This is a genomic window from Paenibacillus mangrovi (assembly GCF_022898935.1).
GTDB classification, from domain to species: Bacteria; Bacillota; Bacilli; order Paenibacillales; family Paenibacillaceae; genus Paenibacillus_AQ; species Paenibacillus_AQ mangrovi.
The window spans coordinates 21,755-43,122 of the sequence record NZ_JALIRP010000009.1; the positions used below are offsets into that span (position 1 = coordinate 21,755).

The 21,368-nt window shown below is 48.7% G+C and carries 19 protein-coding genes; 13 read left to right on the plus strand and 6 right to left on the minus strand.

The genetic code is table 11. The features are described from left to right. The first annotated feature begins 61 nt into the window (after nucleotides 1-61). The 3 genes from MUG84_RS20445 (at nucleotide 62) to ilvA (ending at nucleotide 3,081) form a co-directional block, all read left to right on the plus strand. The gene (locus MUG84_RS20445; protein ID WP_244728321.1) at nucleotides 62-1,003 is read left to right on the plus strand and encodes a ring-cleaving dioxygenase; all 942 of its coding nucleotides are present in this window, start codon (nucleotides 62-64) and stop codon (nucleotides 1,001-1,003) included. A gap of 15 nt (nucleotides 1,004-1,018) precedes the next feature. Further along, nucleotides 1,019-1,624 (plus strand): alpha/beta hydrolase, encoded by a 606-nt coding sequence (locus MUG84_RS20450; RefSeq protein ID WP_244728594.1) that lies wholly within the window; start codon nucleotides 1,019-1,021, stop codon nucleotides 1,622-1,624. A 224-nt stretch (nucleotides 1,625-1,848) separates the two neighbouring features. Beyond that, nucleotides 1,849-3,081, plus strand: a complete 1,233-nt coding sequence (gene ilvA, locus MUG84_RS20455; protein ID WP_244728596.1) for a threonine ammonia-lyase IlvA — start codon at nucleotides 1,849-1,851, stop codon at nucleotides 3,079-3,081. A 64-nt stretch (nucleotides 3,082-3,145) separates the two neighbouring features. Here ilvA and MUG84_RS20460 read toward each other — a convergent pair whose 3' ends face one another. Further along, the gene (locus MUG84_RS20460) at nucleotides 3,146-4,093 is read right to left on the minus strand and encodes a hypothetical protein (RefSeq protein ID WP_244728323.1); all 948 of its coding nucleotides are present in this window, start codon (nucleotides 4,091-4,093) and stop codon (nucleotides 3,146-3,148) included. Nucleotides 4,094-4,296: 203 nt separating this feature from the next. After that, nucleotides 4,297-4,962 carry a DUF1129 family protein gene (locus MUG84_RS20465; RefSeq protein WP_244728325.1) on the minus strand — a complete coding sequence of 222 codons (666 nt, stop codon included), beginning with the start codon at nucleotides 4,960-4,962 and terminating at the stop codon, nucleotides 4,297-4,299. 408 nt (nucleotides 4,963-5,370) lie between these two features. On the opposite strand from MUG84_RS20465, the gene MUG84_RS20470 reads away from it, so the two are divergent. After that, nucleotides 5,371-6,201 (plus strand): alpha/beta hydrolase family protein, encoded by an 831-nt coding sequence (locus MUG84_RS20470; protein WP_244728327.1) that lies wholly within the window; start codon nucleotides 5,371-5,373, stop codon nucleotides 6,199-6,201. 134 nt (nucleotides 6,202-6,335) lie between these two features. Beyond that, nucleotides 6,336-7,115, plus strand: a complete 780-nt coding sequence (locus MUG84_RS20475) for a DODA-type extradiol aromatic ring-opening family dioxygenase (RefSeq protein WP_244728330.1) — start codon at nucleotides 6,336-6,338, stop codon at nucleotides 7,113-7,115. Between the two features lie 93 nt (nucleotides 7,116-7,208). On the opposite strand, the gene MUG84_RS20480 is transcribed toward MUG84_RS20475, so the two are convergent. Further along, the gene (locus tag MUG84_RS20480) at nucleotides 7,209-7,739 is read right to left on the minus strand and encodes a DoxX family protein (RefSeq protein WP_244728332.1); all 531 of its coding nucleotides are present in this window, start codon (nucleotides 7,737-7,739) and stop codon (nucleotides 7,209-7,211) included. A 351-nt stretch (nucleotides 7,740-8,090) separates the two neighbouring features. Between MUG84_RS20480 and MUG84_RS20485 the strand changes: the two genes are divergently transcribed. The 4 genes from MUG84_RS20485 (at nucleotide 8,091) to corA (ending at nucleotide 12,181) form a co-directional block, all read left to right on the plus strand. Next, nucleotides 8,091-9,194, plus strand: a complete 1,104-nt coding sequence (locus MUG84_RS20485) for a DUF3048 domain-containing protein (protein WP_244728335.1) — start codon at nucleotides 8,091-8,093, stop codon at nucleotides 9,192-9,194. Between the two features lie 237 nt (nucleotides 9,195-9,431). Continuing rightward, nucleotides 9,432-10,046 (plus strand): DUF47 domain-containing protein, encoded by a 615-nt coding sequence (locus MUG84_RS20490; protein WP_244728337.1) that lies wholly within the window; start codon nucleotides 9,432-9,434, stop codon nucleotides 10,044-10,046. A 15-nt stretch (nucleotides 10,047-10,061) separates the two neighbouring features. Further along, entirely contained in the window at nucleotides 10,062-11,051 is a 990-nt protein-coding gene (locus tag MUG84_RS20495; RefSeq protein WP_244728339.1) for an inorganic phosphate transporter, read from the plus strand. 170 nt (nucleotides 11,052-11,221) lie between these two features. Then, complete coding sequence (gene corA, locus MUG84_RS20500) at nucleotides 11,222-12,181, plus strand: magnesium/cobalt transporter CorA (RefSeq protein WP_244728341.1); 960 nt, start codon at nucleotides 11,222-11,224, stop codon at nucleotides 12,179-12,181. Between the two features lie 117 nt (nucleotides 12,182-12,298). On the opposite strand, the gene MUG84_RS20505 is transcribed toward corA, so the two are convergent. Continuing rightward, nucleotides 12,299-12,874 (minus strand): hypothetical protein, encoded by a 576-nt coding sequence (locus tag MUG84_RS20505; protein WP_244728343.1) that lies wholly within the window; start codon nucleotides 12,872-12,874, stop codon nucleotides 12,299-12,301. Nucleotides 12,875-13,343: 469 nt separating this feature from the next. On the opposite strand from MUG84_RS20505, the gene MUG84_RS20510 reads away from it, so the two are divergent. The 4 genes from MUG84_RS20510 (at nucleotide 13,344) to rlmD (ending at nucleotide 17,351) form a co-directional block, all read left to right on the plus strand. Continuing rightward, on the plus strand, nucleotides 13,344-13,634 hold the full coding sequence (locus MUG84_RS20510) for a YerC/YecD family TrpR-related protein (RefSeq protein WP_244728345.1): 291 nt from the start codon (nucleotides 13,344-13,346) through the stop codon (nucleotides 13,632-13,634). 1 nt (nucleotide 13,635) lies between these two features. Next, complete coding sequence (locus tag MUG84_RS20515) at nucleotides 13,636-14,403, plus strand: sirohydrochlorin chelatase (protein WP_244728347.1); 768 nt, start codon at nucleotides 13,636-13,638, stop codon at nucleotides 14,401-14,403. Between the two features lie 159 nt (nucleotides 14,404-14,562). After that, nucleotides 14,563-15,444: a diacylglycerol kinase gene (locus MUG84_RS20520; protein WP_244728349.1), complete on the plus strand. Its 882-nt coding sequence runs from the start codon at nucleotides 14,563-14,565 to the stop codon at nucleotides 15,442-15,444. Between the two features lie 380 nt (nucleotides 15,445-15,824). Beyond that, a complete protein-coding gene (gene rlmD, locus MUG84_RS20525) occupies nucleotides 15,825-17,351 on the plus strand; it encodes a 23S rRNA (uracil(1939)-C(5))-methyltransferase RlmD (RefSeq protein WP_244728352.1) in 1,527 nt (508 codons plus the stop codon). A gap of 120 nt (nucleotides 17,352-17,471) precedes the next feature. Here rlmD and MUG84_RS20530 read toward each other — a convergent pair whose 3' ends face one another. Then, nucleotides 17,472-17,753, minus strand: coding sequence for an Ig-like domain-containing protein (locus MUG84_RS20530; protein WP_244728354.1), 282 nt, complete (start codon nucleotides 17,751-17,753; stop codon nucleotides 17,472-17,474). Beyond that, the gene (locus tag MUG84_RS20535; protein ID WP_244728356.1) at nucleotides 17,750-20,995 is read right to left on the minus strand and encodes a carbohydrate-binding protein; all 3,246 of its coding nucleotides are present in this window, start codon (nucleotides 20,993-20,995) and stop codon (nucleotides 17,750-17,752) included. Before MUG84_RS20535 ends, MUG84_RS20530 begins: the two co-directional genes overlap by 4 nt. Between the last annotated feature and the right edge of the window lie 373 nt (nucleotides 20,996-21,368).

A 21,368-nucleotide genomic window follows, 5' to 3' on the forward strand; every position in this document is an offset into this window, starting at 1 on the left:
ATATTATAAAATAAACAATCTTAATTTAAAGAAATATCAAATCTAAGGAGGCAAGATCAATATGTTAAAAACAGCAGGTATTCATCATATCACCGCATTTGTTAATGATGCCCAGAAGAATGTCGATTTTCACGCCGGTGTCCTGGGACTACGTCTGGTGAAGAAAACCATTAACTTCGACGCGCCGGAAGTGTATCATCTGTATTTTGGCAACGAAAACGGAAGCCCAGGCACCATCATCACCTTCTTCCCGCAGGAGAACGCAAGAACAGGCAAGATCGGCGGCGGCCAGGTCAGCATCACCGTGTATGCCATTCCGAAGGGAAGCATGGAGTTCTGGACCAAGCGTCTGGATTCCTTTGGAATCCGTCATGAAACGACGTCGCGTTTCGGGGAGAGCTTCCTGCGCTTCTTCGATCCGTCGGGACTGCAAATTGAGCTTGTCGAACGCGAAGAGGGAACACCAAGCCGCTGGTCCTTTAACGGAATTCCCGTAGAGCATGCCATTAAAGGCTTTGGTGGGGCGATGCTGAGCAGCGTGTCGTCAGAGCATACCATGATGGTACTCGAGAAGGTTCTTGGACTTCAGCGCGTGGGCGAAGAAAATGGGCTGGTACGCTTCCAAGGCTTCGGAGATATCGGTAATATTATTGATGTGAATGCCAAGAACGCATCGTGGGGAAATTCGGGCGCAGGAACGGTTCATCATATCGCATGGCGGGCCAAGGATTATGTAGAGCATGAACAGTGGCGTGAGCTGCTGGCGCAAGTCGGTTTTAAGCCGACGCCGGTTATTGACCGGCAGTATTTCAATGCGATATACTTCCGTGAACCAGGTGGAATCCTCTTCGAGATCGCAACCGATCCTCCGGGCTTTGCGCGCGATGAGGCTGATGAGGAGCTGGGCACGCATCTGATGCTGCCGGAATGGTACGAACCACAGCGGGATCTAATTGAACAGGGACTGCCTAAGATTGAAGTACGTGAAGTGGAGGGAATATAAATGAGCAATTTGAGCATGCAGCATATTTTTAAAAAGGGATCCGATCCGGCCGCGCCGGTATTGGTACTGCTGCACGGAACAGGTGGTAATGAGCACGATCTGTTGCCAATAGCAGAAATGCTGTCGCCTGAGTCCTCGGTGCTCGGGGTACGGGGGAACGTGCTGGAAAACGGTATGCCGCGCTTTTTCCGCAGACTGGCGGAGGGCGTATTTGATGAAGAGGATCTTGTAGCGCGTACGAAGGAGCTGCATGATTTTCTGGATGAAGCCGCAAGGGAGTATGGACTGCAGCGCGACCGCATGATTACCGTGGGATTCTCGAACGGTGCTAACATCGCTGCGAGCCTGCTGTTCCATTATGAACATGCCCTGTGGGGAGCAGTTCTGCTGCACCCAATGGTACCGCTGCGCGGTAAGCAGCTACCGGTCCTGACTGGCGTTCCCGTCTTCATCGGCGCAGGCAAAAACGATCCGATCTGCTCCGTATCCGAAACGGAAGAGCTGCAGTCCCTCCTCGAAGGGGCGGGCGCTGAGATAACGCTTTACTGGGATAACCAAGGTCATCAGCTGAGCAAAAGAGAGCTGTTTGCAGCCTCCGATTGGCTGGATAACCGCTTCTAAATGAACCCATAAACCTCTTGTTCTGCAAAGGACGAGAGGTCTTTTGCTAGAATAGCGGACAAACACCCTTGAAAAAACGGCTCAAAAAAGGTACGTTACTGTGTAACAAACATTACAGTGGCTGATGGAGTGAGGAGAAAAGGATGAAGGAAAATCTGCAAGAGACGATTACCCAGACATCAATTGCCGAACCGGCTGGCGAGAATATCGACTACTTTGTTTCCATGGAAGACATCGTGCGTGCGCATCATGTGCTGCGCGAGGTCATCGTACGAACGCCGCTTCAGCATGACGCGGTCTTGTCGGCTAAATACAAATGCAATGTATATTTGAAAAGGGAAGATTTGCAGGTGGTGCGTTCTTTCAAGATTCGCGGCGCCTATAATATGATTCGAAGCTTGTCGGCTGAGGAGCTGGCCAGCGGCATCGTATGTGCGAGCGCCGGCAACCATGCCCAAGGCGTGGCTTTTTCCTGCAATGCACTGGGCATCCAGGGCAAAATTTATATGCCAAGCACAACGCCGAACCAAAAGGTGAAGCAGGTCAAGCGTTTTGGAGGCAGCAATGTAGAGGTCGTCCTGATCGGCGACACATTCGATGATGCTTTCGCGGAAGCGATGAAGGCCTGCGAGGAGCAGGGCATGACCTTCATTCATCCGTTTGATGCCCCGAAAATCATCGCAGGCAACGGTACCATCGCCATGGAAATTATGGAGAGCCTGGATGTACCGGCGGATTACGTGTTCGTGACCATCGGCGGCGGCGGTCTGGCAGCAGGCGTGAGCACGTACATCAAAACGGTGAGTCCTTCCACGCAGATGATCGGTGTCGAGCCTTCGGGAGCGGCATCCATGAGCGAAGCGCTGCTGTGCCAAGAAGTCGTAACGCTGCAGGATATCGACAAATTTGTAGACGGCGCAGCTGTCAAAAGAGTAGGAGACATGCCGTACTCCATCTGTTCCAGCAATCTCGACGACATCGTAAAGGTGCCTGAGGGCAAAGCCTGCACAACGATCCTCGACCTGTATAACGAAAACGCCATCGTGGTTGAACCGGCAGGAGCACTGCCTGTTGCGGCGCTCGATCTGTACAGCGAACAGATTCAGGGCAAAAACGTCGTCTGCATCATCAGCGGCGGCAATAACGACATCGACCGGATGCAGGAGATCAAGGAGCGTTCCCTGATGTATGAAGGCATCAAACATTACTTCATGATCAATTTCCCGCAGCGTTCCGGAGCATTGCGCGAATTCCTGCAGGACGTGCTCGGACCTGGGGACGACATCACCAACTTCGAATATACGAAAAAGCATAACAAAGAAAACGGCCCGGCCCTTGTCGGCATCGAGCTGAACAGCAAAGAGGACTATCTGCCGCTAATCGAGCGCATGAACCGAAAAGGCCTGCAGTATACCGAGCTGAACAAGGATTCGAATTTATATAATATTTTGATTTAATAATGAAAAGGTCTATGTAAGCCGCCGGGGTGGCGGTCTTACATAGGCCTTTTTTGCACGAACATTATTTGATGCCGCTGGCAGCTTTTCTGTACTTATCGACTTCCGGCGTCAGAACGTCATTGTTTTTCTTGAGCACGTCGAGGAAGCCTTTTATCTTCTTCAGATAATCGCTATTGGACGGATCTCCCTTGCTGACAGCAGCTTCAAGGGCCGCTTTGGCCTTGGCATTGACTTTTTTGGTGTCATAGTCAAACATTGGCGTGTTATTGAGGCCGTACAGGGAAATGTTCAGGTACTGGCTGTACAGCGATTTGGCCTGGGCGGTGCGGTTGGAATGAGGGAAGGACTTCACGAAGGCCTCCTGCGACAAGGAGCGCTTGGTTACTTCCGTCCAGCTGATGGATAAGGCAGCGTCATTCGCAAACGGAGCTTTGGTTTCTGCCGTCATGATATCGATATAGCTCTTGATGTCAGCAGACACGTAGGCGCGTACCTTCTGGAATCTCGGGTAATCGAGCACGAGGTAGTACATTCCTTCTGAGGTTTCCAGGCGATAGCCGCTGTCGCGGGCTCCCTTGAGCAGAGCTTTCAGGTTTTTGTCGTTTGTTTTGATAATCAGGGCAGTCAGGTCGTCACCGGGCTTCATGAGCTTCTGCAGCTTGGTCTGGATACTGTCCTTAAAAAACTTGTCGTTCCAGGCATCCAGGATCGCTTTTTCGGCGTTTTCGAGTTTCAGTACCATCAGGGTAGCCTGATAAGGCGTCACTTGATAGATGTTCTTTTCCATATAGCTGACCGCTTCGGCCTGCTTGGCAGGGGATTTGAGCAAGTTCATCATATGATTGTAAATCGCGTTCGCATGCGCCGCTTTAGCTGAAGCTGCAGTGGATACGGAAACGGTATTGGTGGCGGCATTGGCTTCTTCTGCGTGAATCACTCCGGCACCTGCTTGTAAACTGATTGCAGCTATAAGGGCAGCGGCTGTAATTGCTGATTTGCCAAATTTCATTGTTAAAGCACCTCCAAGGTTTTAATACACTCATATTACGCGCGTGTTGTTCCGGACTTGTAAACTTTTGAAAGAAAATTGGAAAATTTCATAAAATTCGTTATTTGCATACAAAAAAACATCCTTTACTGAGCAAAAAAGCATGATGTCAGCACAAAGATGTTTTTCAGATAAATGAACTAAGTTGTTCTGTCAAAACGATATCATTTGGATTTGCGCAAAAAGATAAACCGAAGACCGAGGAAACCGATGATGCAGAGGACGAGGCTGAGCCATGGCTGTATCGTGAACACGGGCAGCATGTTGCGCAGTGAAAAGCCGATCACCACCACAATAACCATGATAATCAGGTAGATGCCGATGGCCTTTACATTGATTCCCGGTTTGTTGTTCTCATGCTCCTGAGATTTGCCCAGTGACTTCATAAGGACTTCCATGATCACAATGGAGCCAACAGGCACCAGGATGAGCGTTAGCAGACTAATGTGGTTCAGCGAATTGCTGCTGTAGCCTGCAAATTGCGCCCCGAAGCCGATCACGGCCTCGATCAGAAAAAGGATGGTGAGCGCGGTCCAGGCAATCATGATGTAATAAGCTGTACCTTCAACAGGCTTGGCGGAAGGGAGCGACTCAACTACTGAGCGGGCATAGGCCTCCGCGTCGCCGCCGAACAGCTTGGATGCCGATTTTCCTTTCTTCTGTGCAGCGAGTACTTCCTTCGCCAGCTCAAGCAGGCGTTCCTCACCCTGCTGCCGGTTCGCCCGGCTGTCGCGCACGTGCACGAGGATATCCTCGTAAAAATCCCTGTTCGCTGGAGTCATCTGTTCCCGCAGACGATTGTTCTCTTGTATCATTTGTCTTGTTGTCATATCCGCTTCCTCCATATACAACAAGTATAGGAACTAGAACTGCCAAATTCAAGGTCCACAGGTCTTAACAGGCTTATTCCTCATAAAAGAGGTTCTCATAGTGAACAGCCACATAGATAACTGCCAGTACGACACCGGCGATGAGAACCCAGGACAGAGGGTGTTCGAGTATATGCGATATCCATTGTTGCCACATATGCATGTCCCTTTCAATAGTTCTGACGGTATTTTCCGCCATGCCTCATTATTCCATGCAGTCTCCTAATAATTCGTGTGAACGGTATGCTGATTTGGATTGACACAGACGATTCGGCGGTGATAATATGGACTTCAAACCTTAAAACAGACTAAACATATCGGAATTATTAAATATAATATAAAGTTTTAATTCAAAGGGGGATTGGAGTCATGGAAAGACAAATCTTTATCCGTCATGGTCAGGAGGAGCTCACCGCCAGCCTTCATTATCCGGCGCAGACCGAAGGGGAAAATGAGCGCTGTGAAGAGCGTTCACCGCTGGTCGTCATTTGCCACGGATTTGTGGGGAGCCGGGTCGGCGTGGACCGTTTGTTCGTGAAAACAGCCAGGATACTAGCCGAGGAAGGTTATATGGTGCTGCGCTTTGATTATGCGGGCTGCGGAGAAAGCAGCGGTCATTACGGGAAGGAAGGGCTCGAATCCATGATCGCCCAGACCCGGACCGTGCTGGATTATGCCCTCGAATGCGGGAATGTGGATCCATCCAAGGTGACGCTGATCGGGCATAGCCTTGGCGGTGCCGTAGCCATACTGACAGCCGTGCGTGACCGTAGGGTAAAGAACCTGATTCTGTGGTCGGCAGTCGGATATCCGCTTAGCGATATATTGAAAATCACCGGACGAGATGTATATGATTATGCGGTAAAGACTGGAAGATCGGATTATCTTGGCTTCGAATTTACACCTGCGTTTTTCGATTCGCTCGGAAGCTATCAGCCGTTTCAGGAGGCCATCAAGTTCAGCGGCGATGTCCTTGTCGTTCACGGCACGTCGGATGATACCATTCCGGTGGACTACGCCTTTTTATATCAAAAGGTTTTCTGGATGCGCTCCGAGGGCCGCTGTGATAAGGAAATCATTTTCCAGGGGAATCATACCTATTCCTCGGGAGCACACTGTGGGCAGCTGATCGAGCGGACCAAAGAATGGTTAAACGAGCAGAAGACGCTGCAGCAGGATTGGCAGCACTGGATGATCTAGAAGCGTAAATATGCAAACAGTTATATACTACCAGAAATCAATGAAGCCAGCAGTGATACAGAGATTGGAATTATCTCTTCATAAACGTTAAAATATAAGTAGCAACTTATACTGGCGTGTGGAGGTTGACATCGATGACATTACCATCTTTATTTGTAGCGCACGGTTCACCTATGCTCGCCCTGGAAGATAACGGATACACACGTTTTCTGGAAAATCTGGGACGGGAGCTTCCGAAGCCGGAGGCCATCGCTGTGTTCTCGGCGCATTGGGACAGTCCCGACCAGTCCGTCAGTGTGGATGAATCCCACGGTACGATGCATGACTTTTACGGTTTTCCCGAAGCCATGTATGAACTGCGGTATCCGGCTCCGGGCTCTGCATCGCTTACCCAGCGGATTGGACAGCTCTTTGACGCAGGTAATCTGCCGTATCAGACTGTTCAAGGACGGGGGCTTGACCACGGGGTGTGGGTCATCTTGCAGAAAATGTATCCTGACGCCAATATTCCGGTAGTCGAGTTGTCCGTCGATTCCAGACGTTCGCCCGCGGAGCAGTATGCGATCGGCGCCATGCTAAAGGAGCTCCGCCAGCAAAATGTACTGGTGATCGGCAGCGGCGGGCTCGTGCATAATCTGCGCATGCTCGGCCAGTCCGATGATACCGATGATTGGGCCGTCGAATTCGATGAATGGGTCGCGGGGCAACTGGAGAGCTGGAAGATCAATGAGTTGTTCGATTACGACAAAAAAGCTCCTTATGCCCGCCAGGCGGTGCCTTCTTACGGAGTGGAGCATTTCATTCCATTGTTCTATGCGATGGGTGCAGCGGATGATGACCGCAAGGCCGAGCGCCTGTTTCAGGATTACCAATACGGTAATCTCAGTTTGAACTGCTGGATGTTCGGCTCCTAAGTAGAAAAACATTAAATTTAACGAAAATGAGCCGGGCTGGCCAGCCCGGCTCTTTGTGTTTCTCTCTCAAGGTTCTCTTTATGTTTAGATTATTTAGGCAGCGCCTTTGGTATTGGTTATGCCGCCTGGTAGAGTAGGAGTATTTCCTTTTTTGTGAAAGAGGCCGCGGAGGTAAGGCATTACCCAATGATCCAATCCGATGCGTCCGGCGTTAACACCTGCAGCGACCACGAAGATCTCAAGCAGCAGCATTTGAGGGTTAGTGCTTACGGTGCCCGAGAAGAGGAAGGCGAAGTTCATCACCATACCCATCAGGGCAGCGAAGGTAGTGAAGGTACCCAGGATGAGTCCCAGTCCGACCAGCGTTTCACCGAGCGGGACGATCACGTTGAACAAATCCACGTTAGGCAGTGCGAAATGCTGCAGGAAGTTTGCCCACCAGCCTTGCACTGCAGGGTGATCACCACCTGCCTTAGCAATGGCCCCTTGCAGGAAGCCTCCTGCATCGAATCCGTGTGTCAATTTTCCAATACCGCCTTTGAACCACGTATATCCAAGGTAGATCCGAACCACTGTCAGTAACCACATCGCAACTTTGTTATTTCTCAGCCAGTTGTTGAACATTACAATCCACTCCTAAAATTTGATAAATGGGTATTTCAGAAGCTTCTGGGAAGCTGTTGTTCTTGGTGTTAGCTTCTTTTTTGTTGTTGGAGGATGATCATCTCTTTCATGTCTTTATTATATGTGAAATATTTCACATAACATGTGATTTAAATCACAATTTTAAGTAAAATTTAAAATTATTTTTTGATTTATGAATTTTAAGAAATGAAAGCCATCCCATAAACCAAGACAAACCCAGCCTTTTATGCTTAAATGGGAAGAATAGGAAGAGCGGAATGCTCAAGAAGGACAGAATAGACAAGCGATAAACTTAGGAATCGGTAGAGAATATAAGGGGGAAATCAATAGATGAAGACAAGTAATGATCTAAGGACAAAACTGTGGTACAAAGCTGGGAGCTGCTTCATTGTTGTTATATTATGCGGATCTATGCTCGCAGCCTGCGGACAGCCCAAGGCGGATGCTCCGACAGCTCCGATTGTGGAAGAACAGGCTCCTCCGGAAGAGCAGGCCCCGGAAGATCCGGTACCATCAGGAGAGCCGCAGGCTAACTATACCGCGCCTTTGACAGGACTGCCTATGGATCATGCGCCTACGGCTCGTCCGCTGTCTGTCATGATCAACAATGCACCGGCAGCACGGCCGCAGTCTGGACTCACTCAAGCGGATATCGTATATGAAGTGCTGGCGGAAGGCGGCATTACGCGTTTGATCGGTATTTTCCAAAGCAAGGGAGCGGATGAACCGATTGGACCGATCCGCAGTATCCGTCCTTATCTCATTAACCTTGGCGAGAGCTACGGTGGCGTGCTTGTCCATGCAGGGGGCAGCAATGACGCCTATGCGATTTTGCAGAAGCAGCATAAGGAAGATCTCGATGAAATTAGCAATGCTGGGGCATACTTTTGGAGAGACAAGTCGCGCAAGGCACCGCATAACCTCTATTCGAACGCAGACAAGCTCAGGGAGGGCGCTGACAAGCGCGGTTACAAAAAGGAAGTAAACATACCCGTCTATAAGTTCCGGGCCGAGAATGACCTTCCAGAGGGTGAGAATGCGTCAGGAGTCGACATTACCTTCCTGCTGAAAAGCTACAAGGTGTCCTACCAATATGATGAAGATAGTAAATTGTACCAGCGATCCATAAACGGCAAGCCGCATGTCGATCTAAACAACGGACAGCAGCTGACGGCTGCGAATGTTGTCATTTTGGGTGCGGATCATCAGACGCTCGATGATGTGGGACGGCTGGCTGTCGATGTCGAAAAGGGCGGCGAGGCTGTTCTGCTGCAGCGGGGCAAAATTATCAAAGGCCGGTGGGTGCGAGCCAAAGGGGATGTCATCCGCTTCGTGAAGGACGGTCAGGAGGTGCCGCTCTATCCAGGTACCACCTATTTCAATATCGTACCGAATGCGCCAACCTTCGACAGCCATCTCCAAATTCATCCGTAATAAGGCTTTCAGCTGCAGTGGAATGTGTAAATCTTGGAAGGTTTAATCCAGCGCTTGGATGATTTTGTGTAAGAATGGGTAGTCTAATGTATACAAACCTGCTGGGTGCCTTTACATTCCGTTAAAATAGAAAGGCACTTATCTTTACAAAACACGCCGCGGATTGATAGAATAGTTGAGGTTGTCAGATTTCTGTCTTCGCGCGTTCACGGCAATTTTAAGTAAAGGGGTAATCGTATGAAATTGAAGAAAAAGGACATATTCTTCCAAACTTTGGAGAATATGGCTGATACGATTGTACAAGCTGCCGATTATTTCGCACAGCATGTAGTCAATCTCCAGGATGTGCTTCTTTTTGCCAATGAAATGAAGAAGTTTGAGTCGCAGTGTGACGAATATACACACACCATTATTACGGAACTCAACAAAACGTTTATAACGCCGATCGAACGCGACGATATTATGGATTTGACGACCACTTTGGATGATGTAATGGACGGACTAGAGGCATGCGCTTCAAGGTTCGACATGTATCATCTCCCGAACTCTGACGAATACATCGTACAGTTTGCGGAAATTTTGCGACAGTCGGCATACGAGATGCAAAAGGCTATTCACCTGCTATCGCAGAAGAAGCTGCTCGCTATTCGCGAATATACGATCCGTTTGAACGATCTGGAGAATCAGGGGGACGAGCTGCTCCGCATCTGCATTAAAGAGCTCTTCGCGAAAGTAAAGGACCCGATCGAGCTGATTAAGCACAAAGAGATTTACGAACGGCTGGAAACAACCACTGACGCATGTGAAGATGTGGCCAATATGCTGGAATCGATCATTATGAGCAACTCGTAAGGGGTCTACTAAAACATGGAAACATCATTATTCGTATTAGGCATTGTTATCTTCCTAGCGCTGGCTTTTGACTTCATCAACGGGTTCCATGACACAGCCAATGCCATAGCAACCTCCGTATCGACGCGTGCGCTCAAACCGCGTACGGCGATTATCCTGGCGGCAATCATGAACTTTGTCGGTGCGGTTCTCTTTACCGGTGTTGCGAAGACAATTGGCGGCAGCGTCGCGGATCCATCAAAGCTTGATAACGGGCTTCAAGTGACCATAGCTGCGCTGCTGGCTGCGATCATCTGGAATCTCGTGACATGGTGGCTCGGTATTCCGTCTTCCTCCTCGCATGCGCTGATTGGCGCTATGGCCGGAGCGGTGTTTGTCGGAGCAGGTCCGGAGTATGTCAATTGGGCTGGATTCAAAGGAATCGTAGAAGCACTATTACTGTCTCCGCTTATTGCATTTGTCGTCGGTTATATCATCATGACGATCCTCAAGTGGACTTTTGGGAAAAAGAGTCCGCATACCGTGAACAAGGGCTTTCGCTCGATGCAGGTCATTACGGCTGCGGCACAGTCTTTTACGCATGGTACGAATGACGCGCAAAAGGCGATGGGGGTTATAACATTCGCTCTCGTAACCTCAGGGCATCTGGATAGTCTCGAAGTACCGTTGTGGGTTAAAATAGCGGCAGCGACCTCGATGGCGCTCGGCACATCCGTTGGCGGCTGGAAGATCATCAAGACCATGGGTACGAAAATTTTCAAAATTGAACCGATCAACGGGTTTGCGGCTGACTTAACATCCGCTTCCGTCATCTTCGGCGCAACTCTGCTGAAACTGCCTGTCAGCACCACCCATGCAGTAACCTCTGCCATTCTCGGTGTAGGCAGCTCGAAGCGTTTCTCCGAAGTGAAATGGTCGCTAGCCGGACGGATCGTGATTACGTGGTTTATTACTATTCCGATCGCCGCCGTACTGGCAGGAATTATCTTTAAGATTTTATTTTAGACAAACAAAAACAATTAGGATTAGAAGTGGAGGCCAATCGATCAGGTTGGCTTTTTTGTATGCCCGAAAGCTCAGGATTTCGTGTTCCATCTGCCGATGCTGTACAATAGAGAGTACTGTTACACATGGAATTTGACAGAACAAACAGGTGAAGGAGTCCACTAATACCGATGATACGCACGCTGGCCATCACCCACTCGCATGAGGTCGTAACCGGAATTCCGCTGGAGGAGCTCCAGCTCAAGGATTACGCCTGGGTGTGGGTGGATTTCAACGCACCAACGCCGAATGAATCGGCGCTACTGACTACATATTTCCATTTTCATCCACTCGCGGTGGAGGACTGCCTGCATGTGCTGCAGCGTCCGAAGCTGGACTATTATGATGAGCTGCAGTTCTTCGTGCTGCATGCACTTGACCCGGATACGCTGCAAGCTCAGGAAGTGGATCTGTTTCTGGGCCATAACCTGATCGTGTCGTTCCACAGCAAGGAATTGCAGGAGGTGGATGATGCCTGGACAGAGATTATCCAGCATGCTCATGACCGCAAGATTTGGTCTCGTGGCCCGGTATCCTGTGCCTACCACATCATGGACAAGCTCGTGGACAAGTATTTCCCAAGCGTGTTCGGGATTGAGGATGAGCTGGCGGAGCTTGAAAACCGGGGCGGCTTGGAATCGGTCGAGGAACTGATGAACCAGGTATTCGATCTGAGGGGACGCCTCTTGAAGCTGCGCCGCACGGTGGTGCCGATGCGCGACCTGCTGTACCGGATCGTCAACTCCCAGCATGTCCAAAGCAGCTCCGAACATAAAGTGTATTTCTCTGACATCTATGACCATCTGCTGAAGCTGACGGACATGATCGAGGCGGATCGCGAAATGACGGCGGATCTGCGGGACAGCTATATATCGCTGAATTCAAACCGGATGAACCAAATCATGAAGACCCTTACGGTCATTACGACCGTATTCATGCCGCTGACGCTGATTGTGGGTATCTACGGGATGAACTTCACCAATATGCCGGAGCTTGGCTGGAAGTATGGATACCCGGCTGTGCTGCTATTGATGTTCGGGCTAGCCACCGGAATGGTGCTGTGGTTTATTAAGCGGGGCTGGTTTAAGTAGGGTTTTGCCTGGAGACTAATCGATCAACCGGAACAATTTTGGCGAGAAATGTGAGTCTTAGAAAAAGGGGGCATGATGCCCCCGTTGCAAGTACAGAGATGGATCTATGTGTCTTGATTAACCCCGCTTTTTGCCGGAGGATTTGTTCGGTTTTGAAGCGGTGTTTTTGCGTTTGCGAGAGGTGGATTTCTTACTTTTGGATTTTCTTCTGCGGCGCGGACGGTCATCATCATCGGCACTGTTGGTTTTGCCTTTGCTGAAGAACAGCTTGAATATCGGCGCTACCTGCTGCACACCGGTCATAACCTTCTGCACCTTGCCGATATTACTGACAAGGCCGTCAATGCCGCCCATCCGCTCGATAATGCCGCCGAGATTGGCGAGAGAGAAGCCTGTTTTGGCTGCTTCAGCTACCGGTGCGGCTGCTGCAGCTGCGGTAGCAAGCTCTGCTCCGGTCGCTACTCCGGTCGCTACTCCGGTCGCTACTCCGGACGCTGCTTCAGCCCCTGCAAGTACTTCTGCACCTCCTGCCATAGCCCCGGCGCCCTGGAATGGAGCAAGACCCATGCCAGGGCCAGCGAAGTCGCTATAAGGGATACCCGGATAGGGTGAGGACGGATATGGGGAGAAAGGACCGCCGTTCAGCGAGCGTTGATCTTTGTGAGCCTTTCGGTGGTAGTAATGCTCAGGCATGAATAATCACTTTCCTTTTTGTGATGTTTTATTATACTGTATGTCATAGGCAAACATAAGGTATGGACGAATGCCCGGTAGACAGGGATAGGAGCGGAAACGGGCGGATACCCAGGTCGTGAAGGGATCGCGAGAAAAGGCATTCCATACAGGATATGGACCCAGGGGCACAGGGGTTCTTTTCGGTTTGTTGACGGGATAACGCTGCACTGCGGTGTATTGTAAAATTACGTTACGAATCTATACATTAATGCTGTGCTGAGGTATAATTAAAGCGTTTTCATGGATAGGCCATTCGGCTGGATTTGACAGCATGCGATTTTTCGGGCGCCAGAAGGGCGACGACAGGGGCTCCTGTTGGCAGTGTTGTCTTGTGACTCTGTAGTGCGTGAATTCGTTAATGCTTGAAAAGTCCATACTCGCTCGGGTACAATGAAAATACATAGTAATAGTAGAGGATGATGATTCAGTGCAACTGAAGAAACTTAATGATAAAAGTATAGACCAACTATTCGAAGCTGTTTTAACGCTTAAAAGTATTGAAGAATGCTACATCTTTTTCGATGACCTGTGCACTGTGAATGAGATCCAGTCTCTATCCCAGCGCCTGGAGGTTGCGCGCATGCTTGGCAAAGGCAATACGTACAACCAGATCGAGGCTGAGACGGGTGCGAGCACGGCGACTATTTCCCGTGTGAAGCGTTGTTTGAATTATGGGAACGAAGGGTATAAAATGACTTTAGAACGTCTTGGACGCTAACATGCGCAAACGGGGCGTGCTAGTCATCAGTCACGGCTCAAGAGAGCAAGCTTGGGTCGATCTTGTTGATAACGCGATCCATCAGCTGCCGCTGCGGGGAGACCTCCCTGTGGCGGCTTCGTTCTTGGAAATTGTAGAAGGGCGGCTTATTCAGGATGGTATCGACCTGCTTGAAAGCCAGGGCGTCACGGACATCCTGGTTATTCCGCTGTTCGTCTCCTCGGGGAGCACACATGTGAATGAAATTGCATATGCGCTAGGCGTCATTGATGCTCCTTCTTTCGAGAGCGATTTGGCGCCATTTCGCGTCCAAGCGAGTATCACGTACGGTTTGCCGATCGAGCATGGCTCTTATGTGGCTGAAATGATCTGGGACAAGGCGAAGGCGGTATCCCGTAATCCCGGGCAGGAAGTGCTTGTCCTGATTGGACATGGCAGCAGCCATGAGAGTTTCCGCCGGCGCTGGGAGCAAGGACTGTCTAGGCTTACTGGTCAAGTCCGCGAGATCAGCGGTCTTGGCGCCGCTGACTACGCGCTACTGCGGCCGGACAGCGTGCGTGCCACCGTGGAGTATTGGCAGAAGGAACGAGGAATGCAGGTGATTGCGGCTCCGCTCTTTTTGAGTGAGGGATATTTTATCAGGGAAGTGATCCCGAAGCGTCTTCAGGGCTTAAACTATAGGTATTCCGGTAAGTCGCTGCTTCCGCATCCGCTCTTGACCGTATGGATCGATGAGCAAATTCAAGACTGGTTATGTGAGGAGCAATAAGTTATATTTTCTGTGAAAGTACGTCGATAAAAGTTTTTCTCATGACATAGAATGAGATTGAGATGGAAATAAGCTATGGACATTCCATGAGCCTAGATTGGACTTATGGTTTATTTGATGTTAAACTGTGCAAATCATAAAATAGGTGGCGTTTGCTATATGAAAAGAGCAAGATTGATTTATAATCCCACCTCAGGCCGAGAGGAAATGAGAAGGCGTCTACCGGATATTCTCCAGAGGCTCGATCAAGGCGGCATCGAGGCTTCCTGCCATGCGACCACTGGTGAAGGCGACGGAGCGGCAGCAGCAGCGGATGCGGTGGAGCGCGGATACGATATGATTATCGCCGCTGGCGGCGATGGTACACTATATGAGGTTGTGAATGGGATGGCAGGCAAGGAGAATGTGCCTCCGCTTGGCGTATTCCCGCTCGGAACTACGAATGATTTTGCCCGCGGACTCGGCATACCGAGGAATTGGGAGGACTACTGCGATCTGGTGATCCGGCAGCAGACCCGTCCGATTGATGTGGGGAAGGCGAATGACCGGTATTTCATCAACATTGCAGGCGGGGGGACATTAACAGAGTTAACCTATGATGTGCCAAGCCGCCTAAAGACGATGATCGGCCAATTGGCTTATTATATCAAGGGCATCGAGAAAATGGTCAGCCTGTCACCGCAGGAGCTGATCATCAATGCAGAGGGGCTTGGGACGATCCATGACGAGTTCATGCTATTCCTGATCACGAATACGAACTCGGTTGGCGGCTTCGAGAAGCTGGCGCCGGGTGCACGGATTGATGACGGCATGCTGGACGTGATTGCCCTTAAAAAATGCAACCTGGCGGAATTCGTGCGGATCGTAACCCTTGCGCTACGAGGCGAGCACCTGAACGATAAGAAGGTCTTGTACTTCCGTACACCTTCGATGGAGGTTACTTCTCCAGGCAAGGTGCTGATTAACCTCGATGGCGAGTTGGGTGGAACACTTCCGGGGCATTTTTCCGTGCTGCATCAGCATTTGAAGATTTTTGCGTAGGTTAATTATGGGGTTTTAAGCCAGATTGAAAGTTGCGGTTTAAAGACGGCCCAAGCGGCCGTTAACCGATACATACCAGCAAGTTCACGTAGGTTAAGGTGTCCAGACGCTGTTCATCGGAATCAGGGTTGGTAGCGGGACATCTTGATCTTTTTTTGCGTTGGAGCGATGTCTGGTATAATAGGGTGAATGAAGGATGGCTCCAGCGTGAGATGACGTATTCTGAAAGAAAACTATTTTAATTTGCATAAAATGACGTGTTTCGATGGACGACTACGTAGATAGACCTTTGGGAGTTATTGCAGCTTGAGCTTATACAGATTCGTTAATATATTGAAAACAAACCGGAAATATATGAAGAAAGAAGTGACATGACCAGCATGAACAAGCGACAAAGCCACCGGAACTCCGGCCGCCGCAGCACGCCTGCACCGATCACCGGACTGCCGGTGTCGAAAAACGACGAGGCTGTGATCGATATTATCGGGATGAACCATGACGGGGAAGGCGTAGGACGGGCAGAGGGATATACACTGTTCGTGTCAGGGGCTCTTCCAGGCGAGAAGGTACGCGTGAAGGTACTGAAGACCAAGAAGCAGTATGGCTACGCGAAGCTGCTGGAGCTGGTCGAATCTAGCTCCGACCGCATTGCCGCGCCATGCCCGATTTATGATCAGTGTGGCGGCTGCCAGCTGCAGCATATGGACTATACGGCCCAGCTAGCCTGGAAGCGGCAGCTTGTCGTGGACAACCTGATGCGTATCGGGAAGTTACAGGTGAGCGGGGAGCCTGTACTGCGTCGTGAGCAGGAGGGGGCCAACCAAGAGTCAACTGGAGCGTCCAGCCAAACGGGTTCAGTGCCTGGAAGCGATGGCATGCTCGTTCATCCCACTCTGGGTATGCGTGAGCCGTGGCGCTATCGCAACAAGGCACAGGTGCCAATGGGCGTAACCGAAGGAGGCCTTGTAGGCGGCTTCTATGCCCGCGGCAGCCACCGCATCATCGACATGGAAGCCTGCCTCATTCAGCACGAAAGCAACGACGAGGTCGTTGCCCGCGTGAAGGCTATTGGACGCAAGCTCGGCATTTCCGCCTATGACGAAGAGAGCGGTCAAGGCCTGCTCCGCCACGTCGTCGTAAAGGTTGCCTTCCGAACCGGGGAGATGATGATTGTCCTGGTCACGAACGGTAACAAGATCCCGCACTTGGACGAGTGGATTCAGGAGATTCGGGCCGAGCTGCCGTCCGTCGTCAGCATCTGCCAGAACGTGAACAAGAAACAGACCAACGTCATCTTTGGCGATACCACTCGCGTCCTCTGGGGACGCGAAGTAATCTATGATTATATCGGCGACGTTAAATTCGCTATCTCGGCACGGTCATTCTACCAAGTGAACCCGGCTCAGACCGAGGTACTGTATGGGAAAACGGTAGAGTATGCCCAGCTGACCGGGAAAGAGAAAGTTATTGATGCCTACTGCGGCATTGGCACCATCTCATTATTTCTGGCGCAGCATGCCGGCAAGGTATACGGTGTAGAAATCGTGCCGGAAGCCATTGAAGATGCGCGGCGTAACGCGGAACTGAACGGAATGACCAACGTAACCTTTGAGGTTGGCGCATCTGAGGACGTTATCCCTACCTGGAAAGAGCAGGGCATTGAGGCGGATGTGATTGTCGTCGATCCTCCTCGCAAGGGCTGCGATCCGAGGCTGCTGGAGACGATCCTGGAAATGAAGCCGGAGCGGGTTGTATATGTTAGCTGTAATCCTTCTACGCTAGCACGGGATTTGCGGGTGCTAGAGGATGGAGGATATCAGGCGGTGGAGGTTACACCGGTGGATATGTTCCCATGGACGGTGCATGTGGAGAGTGTGGCGGTGTTGGTGAGAAAAGCTGAAAAATAAAAGAAAAACTCCGAGAATCTATTAAAGATTTTCGGAGTTTTTTCTGCTTTTACTTCGATACGTTCAACAGATTGCTCTACTTTTGTGTCAATACATATTGAGCGTTCTTGCAGCTAATATTCAGTCAACGGTTACACTGATGTCTGTTGTCAAGGCTACATTGTTCGGATTGGACACACCTTCCGGCAAGGTTACAGTTCCGGTTACCGTGAATGTTTGCGTAGTTTGGACGGACGGATCATAGCTTGCGCGATCAACATCCCAGGTCACGCTCGCATTCACGCTTCCCGCATCAGTAACCAGTTCGACCGTAGCAGGTAAACCGAGGGCCTCTGCTGTTTTCGCCGTTCCGTTGGTTACTCCGGTAACCGCTTCTGGCGTTGTAACGCTCTGAAGCATCATATCTTATCTTGTACAAACAGCTTGAACCAGTTGATGTTATATCCATTTGCTGGTACTGCAAGCCTTATTGTATGCTTCCCGGCCGTCAGTGTAACCTGATCGGATACTGTTGTCCAACTCGACCAGCCCCCCGATTTAGGTAATGATGTTGTCTTTTGCGGAACTCCATCTACTTCAAAACTGACTGCTGCTCCATCATTATTGACAGCCACTCTGTATTGCAGCATATATGTTCCGGTTGACGGAATATCAATGTCCGTGTATTCCATCCAGGAACCTACAGCAAGATATCCGACAGACTTGCCACCGCCAATATCACCGGAGTCTTCAATCTGTACATTGTTCATGGAAGTGTAGTCAGCTGCCTTCATAAAGACTGCCGGTACACTATCTACCGTTACTTTGATGCTTGTTGTTAATGGTACGTTATTTGGATTTGTTATCCCTTCAGGCAAGGCTACAACTCCATTTACAGTGAAGGTTTGCGAAGTCTTTAGAGATGGATCATAGCTTGATGCGTCTACATCCCATGTCACATTGACATCAAAGCTGCTTCCATCATCGGCAACCAACTTCACCGTTTTCGGCAAACCAAGAGCTGCCGCTGTCTTTGCTGTTCCGTTGTCCACTGCTGTTTTATCAGCTGGTGCAGTGATGCTGCTTAATACAGCACCCTCCGTTGTAATATCAAAGTCCTGCACCGAACGGTTATACATGGAATCCGCAGCGAATACTCGGAGTGTATATGGAGTTCCCGGCGACAAACCTGTAATCTTGTATTCCCTGTGTTCATCGAATGGCTTGTCTAGCGGCAGTGATAGACTGTTGAACGATTTGTCAACTTCCCCGGTAAGCTTGTTGATCAGCTGAACATTGTATTCCAACACTCGAACATTGTCATTCGCTTGCTTCATTGTAAAAATAACTTCGTTGCTTTTTAAGGAATTGATCGTAATAGCCTCATCAAACTGCGGCGCGATGAGTTCTCTAATATCGCTCTTGCTATACGTAAAGGCATCTTGGCCTTCACCAACGTGGACTACAGAAGGTATGCCTACAAATTCATCTGTACTTAAATTGTAATGCTTGATGATCACTTTTGTATCGTAAACCTCAAAGAAATTCGCGATGCGAGGTGTGGTATGATAATTGATATAATCGCCTTCAATATATCCGCCGTATGGACCAGCGTCAATATAACTGGAGTAATTCGTCGAACCAGCATCGAAATACGAAGCCGCACCTTGATAGAGAGAACGCTCATCGGTCGGATCGTAATGCGTATGGCCTGACACATATACCACCTGCGACAAATTATTGTCAGCAATATATTTACCTACATTATTACTTGCCGAGGTGCTCCATCCTGATCCCCAATTGGTTCCGCTGATCGGGAAGTGGGATGAGACAAAGATCGGTTTGGTTGGATCATAATCCGGTTCTTTTGTAATTTGATCCAGGAAATTCTTCGCTTTTCCAGACGTGTTGTCGTTGTCATAGTTGCCGTCAAATACCACCAGGTTATATCCCTTGATCTTGACCCGATAAGCATCGTTAAAGAAATTATTATCGAATGATTGCGTAGTTTCGTTCCATGCGCCCGCCGAACCGACAGGAATTAAATCTTGGACACTACCTTTAACCATATCATGGTTGCCTCGTACCAAATAAAGCGCGATATTGTCAAATAAGCCTTCAGCTTTCAGTTTATTGTAGACGTTTGTCAGCTCGCCCATCCACAGATATTCGATGGCATTGTTACCGCCGGTAACGTCGCCAGGAATCAAGAAAACGTCGGCTTGAGGGAATAATTTCAAGCTTGTTCTGAAATCATTTTCCACGCGCGCGATTGCCGCAGGATTATCACTGATTTCCGTGTCGCTGTCCACAATCATATTTAAATCGGCGGGCGTTGCTGTTTTATTACTTTTTTGATAGATGAAAATGGCATTAGTTAGTTCACGTTCGTAATAATTGATCGTTTCCTGTGTATATAATTTTTCTTTTTGCGTTGTTGCAACCGTCGTTGCCGTATTTAAAACCTTTTTCAAATAATCAAAATCGGATTCGCTGAAGCCGTTGCCGAGACCACCTGCTATGATTGCATTTGCTTCTGCTATGGTGTTGTTAAGTGCGGTCAAATCTACTTTATTTACATCGTAACTATTATAATTTGTTTGAACTACATCATTACTTAATGCGCCTTTCCAAATCATCAGATCTGCGATATCGAATGAATTACCGCCGAGATTGCCCAATCCGTCGGAACCGATATTTAATGGATTCGATGTATCGAGCGATCCGAGCTTCAGTGTAGTTTCAGCCATTTCATAACCATCAATATAAAGCGATGCGAGCATTTTTTCTCTGTCTACTACATAGGTCACATGACGCCAATCGGAAGCATCGAACGTGTTGCGCCCAAAGGAAATATTCTTTTCTTTTGCAGTTGGGAAGCCCAAATTCATGTTGATTGAATTAGCTGATGTGTAAATCGCCCAGCCTGCGTTAGAGCCGTTACTAAAATCCTTGTTTGATAATATGACCTGTTTATTGTTCGTGTCGCCCTTATACCAGAAAGATACGGTAAAACTCTCTTCACCAAAATTCAAGCTATTCGGTGTACTGACATAATTGCCGTTTCCGCTTTCTAAGTGCAGAGCTTTGGTCCCGGGTAATACACCATCTACAAAACTATAATTTCCATTTGCTATCAAATCTTTTTGATTTACATCGTCCTTCAAATTATTATCGAATTTAATCGATGCAATAAGAGGGTTGGCATTTTTGGGGATGAAATTACCGATGAACACCATACTGATGTTTTTATTATTATTTGCTTTAGGGATAAAGAAAACATAACTGCCGTCATCTGTCATCTTCTGACCGTCTTGCACCTTAATCTTGAAATCCCAATATTTATTTGATTCTTTCGATGTAAGAACGAAGCTATCATATTTCTCGAATACATCGGCGGAAACCTTCAGATAACCGTTGTCTTTTTGCTTGGCGTTCCAAATAAAGTAGATGCCCGGGAAATTCGAACTGTTATCGTTAGAAGGGATCTTGTCGCCCGTTGTGTCTGTACGTGAGCTCGCTTCATAACCAATCTCTCTAGCTACGTCTTTATCTGATGAATTCCATGTTATTGCGCTTGAAGTAACTGTTTCTGCGTTTACGTTGATCGATAACATAGCGAATATCATAGAGAATACGAGGGTAACCGATAAAATTCTTTTCATTACATAGAACCTCCATTTTTTAAAAATATTGTTTTATGCTGCTTACGAGCCTCGAATCCCCCTTTCATTTTCCTTATTGGAATCTTGATGTTCTCCTTCTGCTGCTCTCATGAAACTAAAAATGGTGCTTTTTGAACAAGCACTTTAATGTATTGTAATGTACAAATATTATTTCTATATTTTCTTAGAGTAAATTTATAGGGAAATATATGACTGATAAGTAGAATAAGGTAAATAGGCAAACTTTTGTCGGTTCTATGGGATTTCGAACTAAATAGCCGGGAAAAAGTGATAATTACCATTGGTCTATATATTAATCTAAATTTTACATTAAACGTCTATTATGTTTACGTTGGATAAATAATGCTGTCCT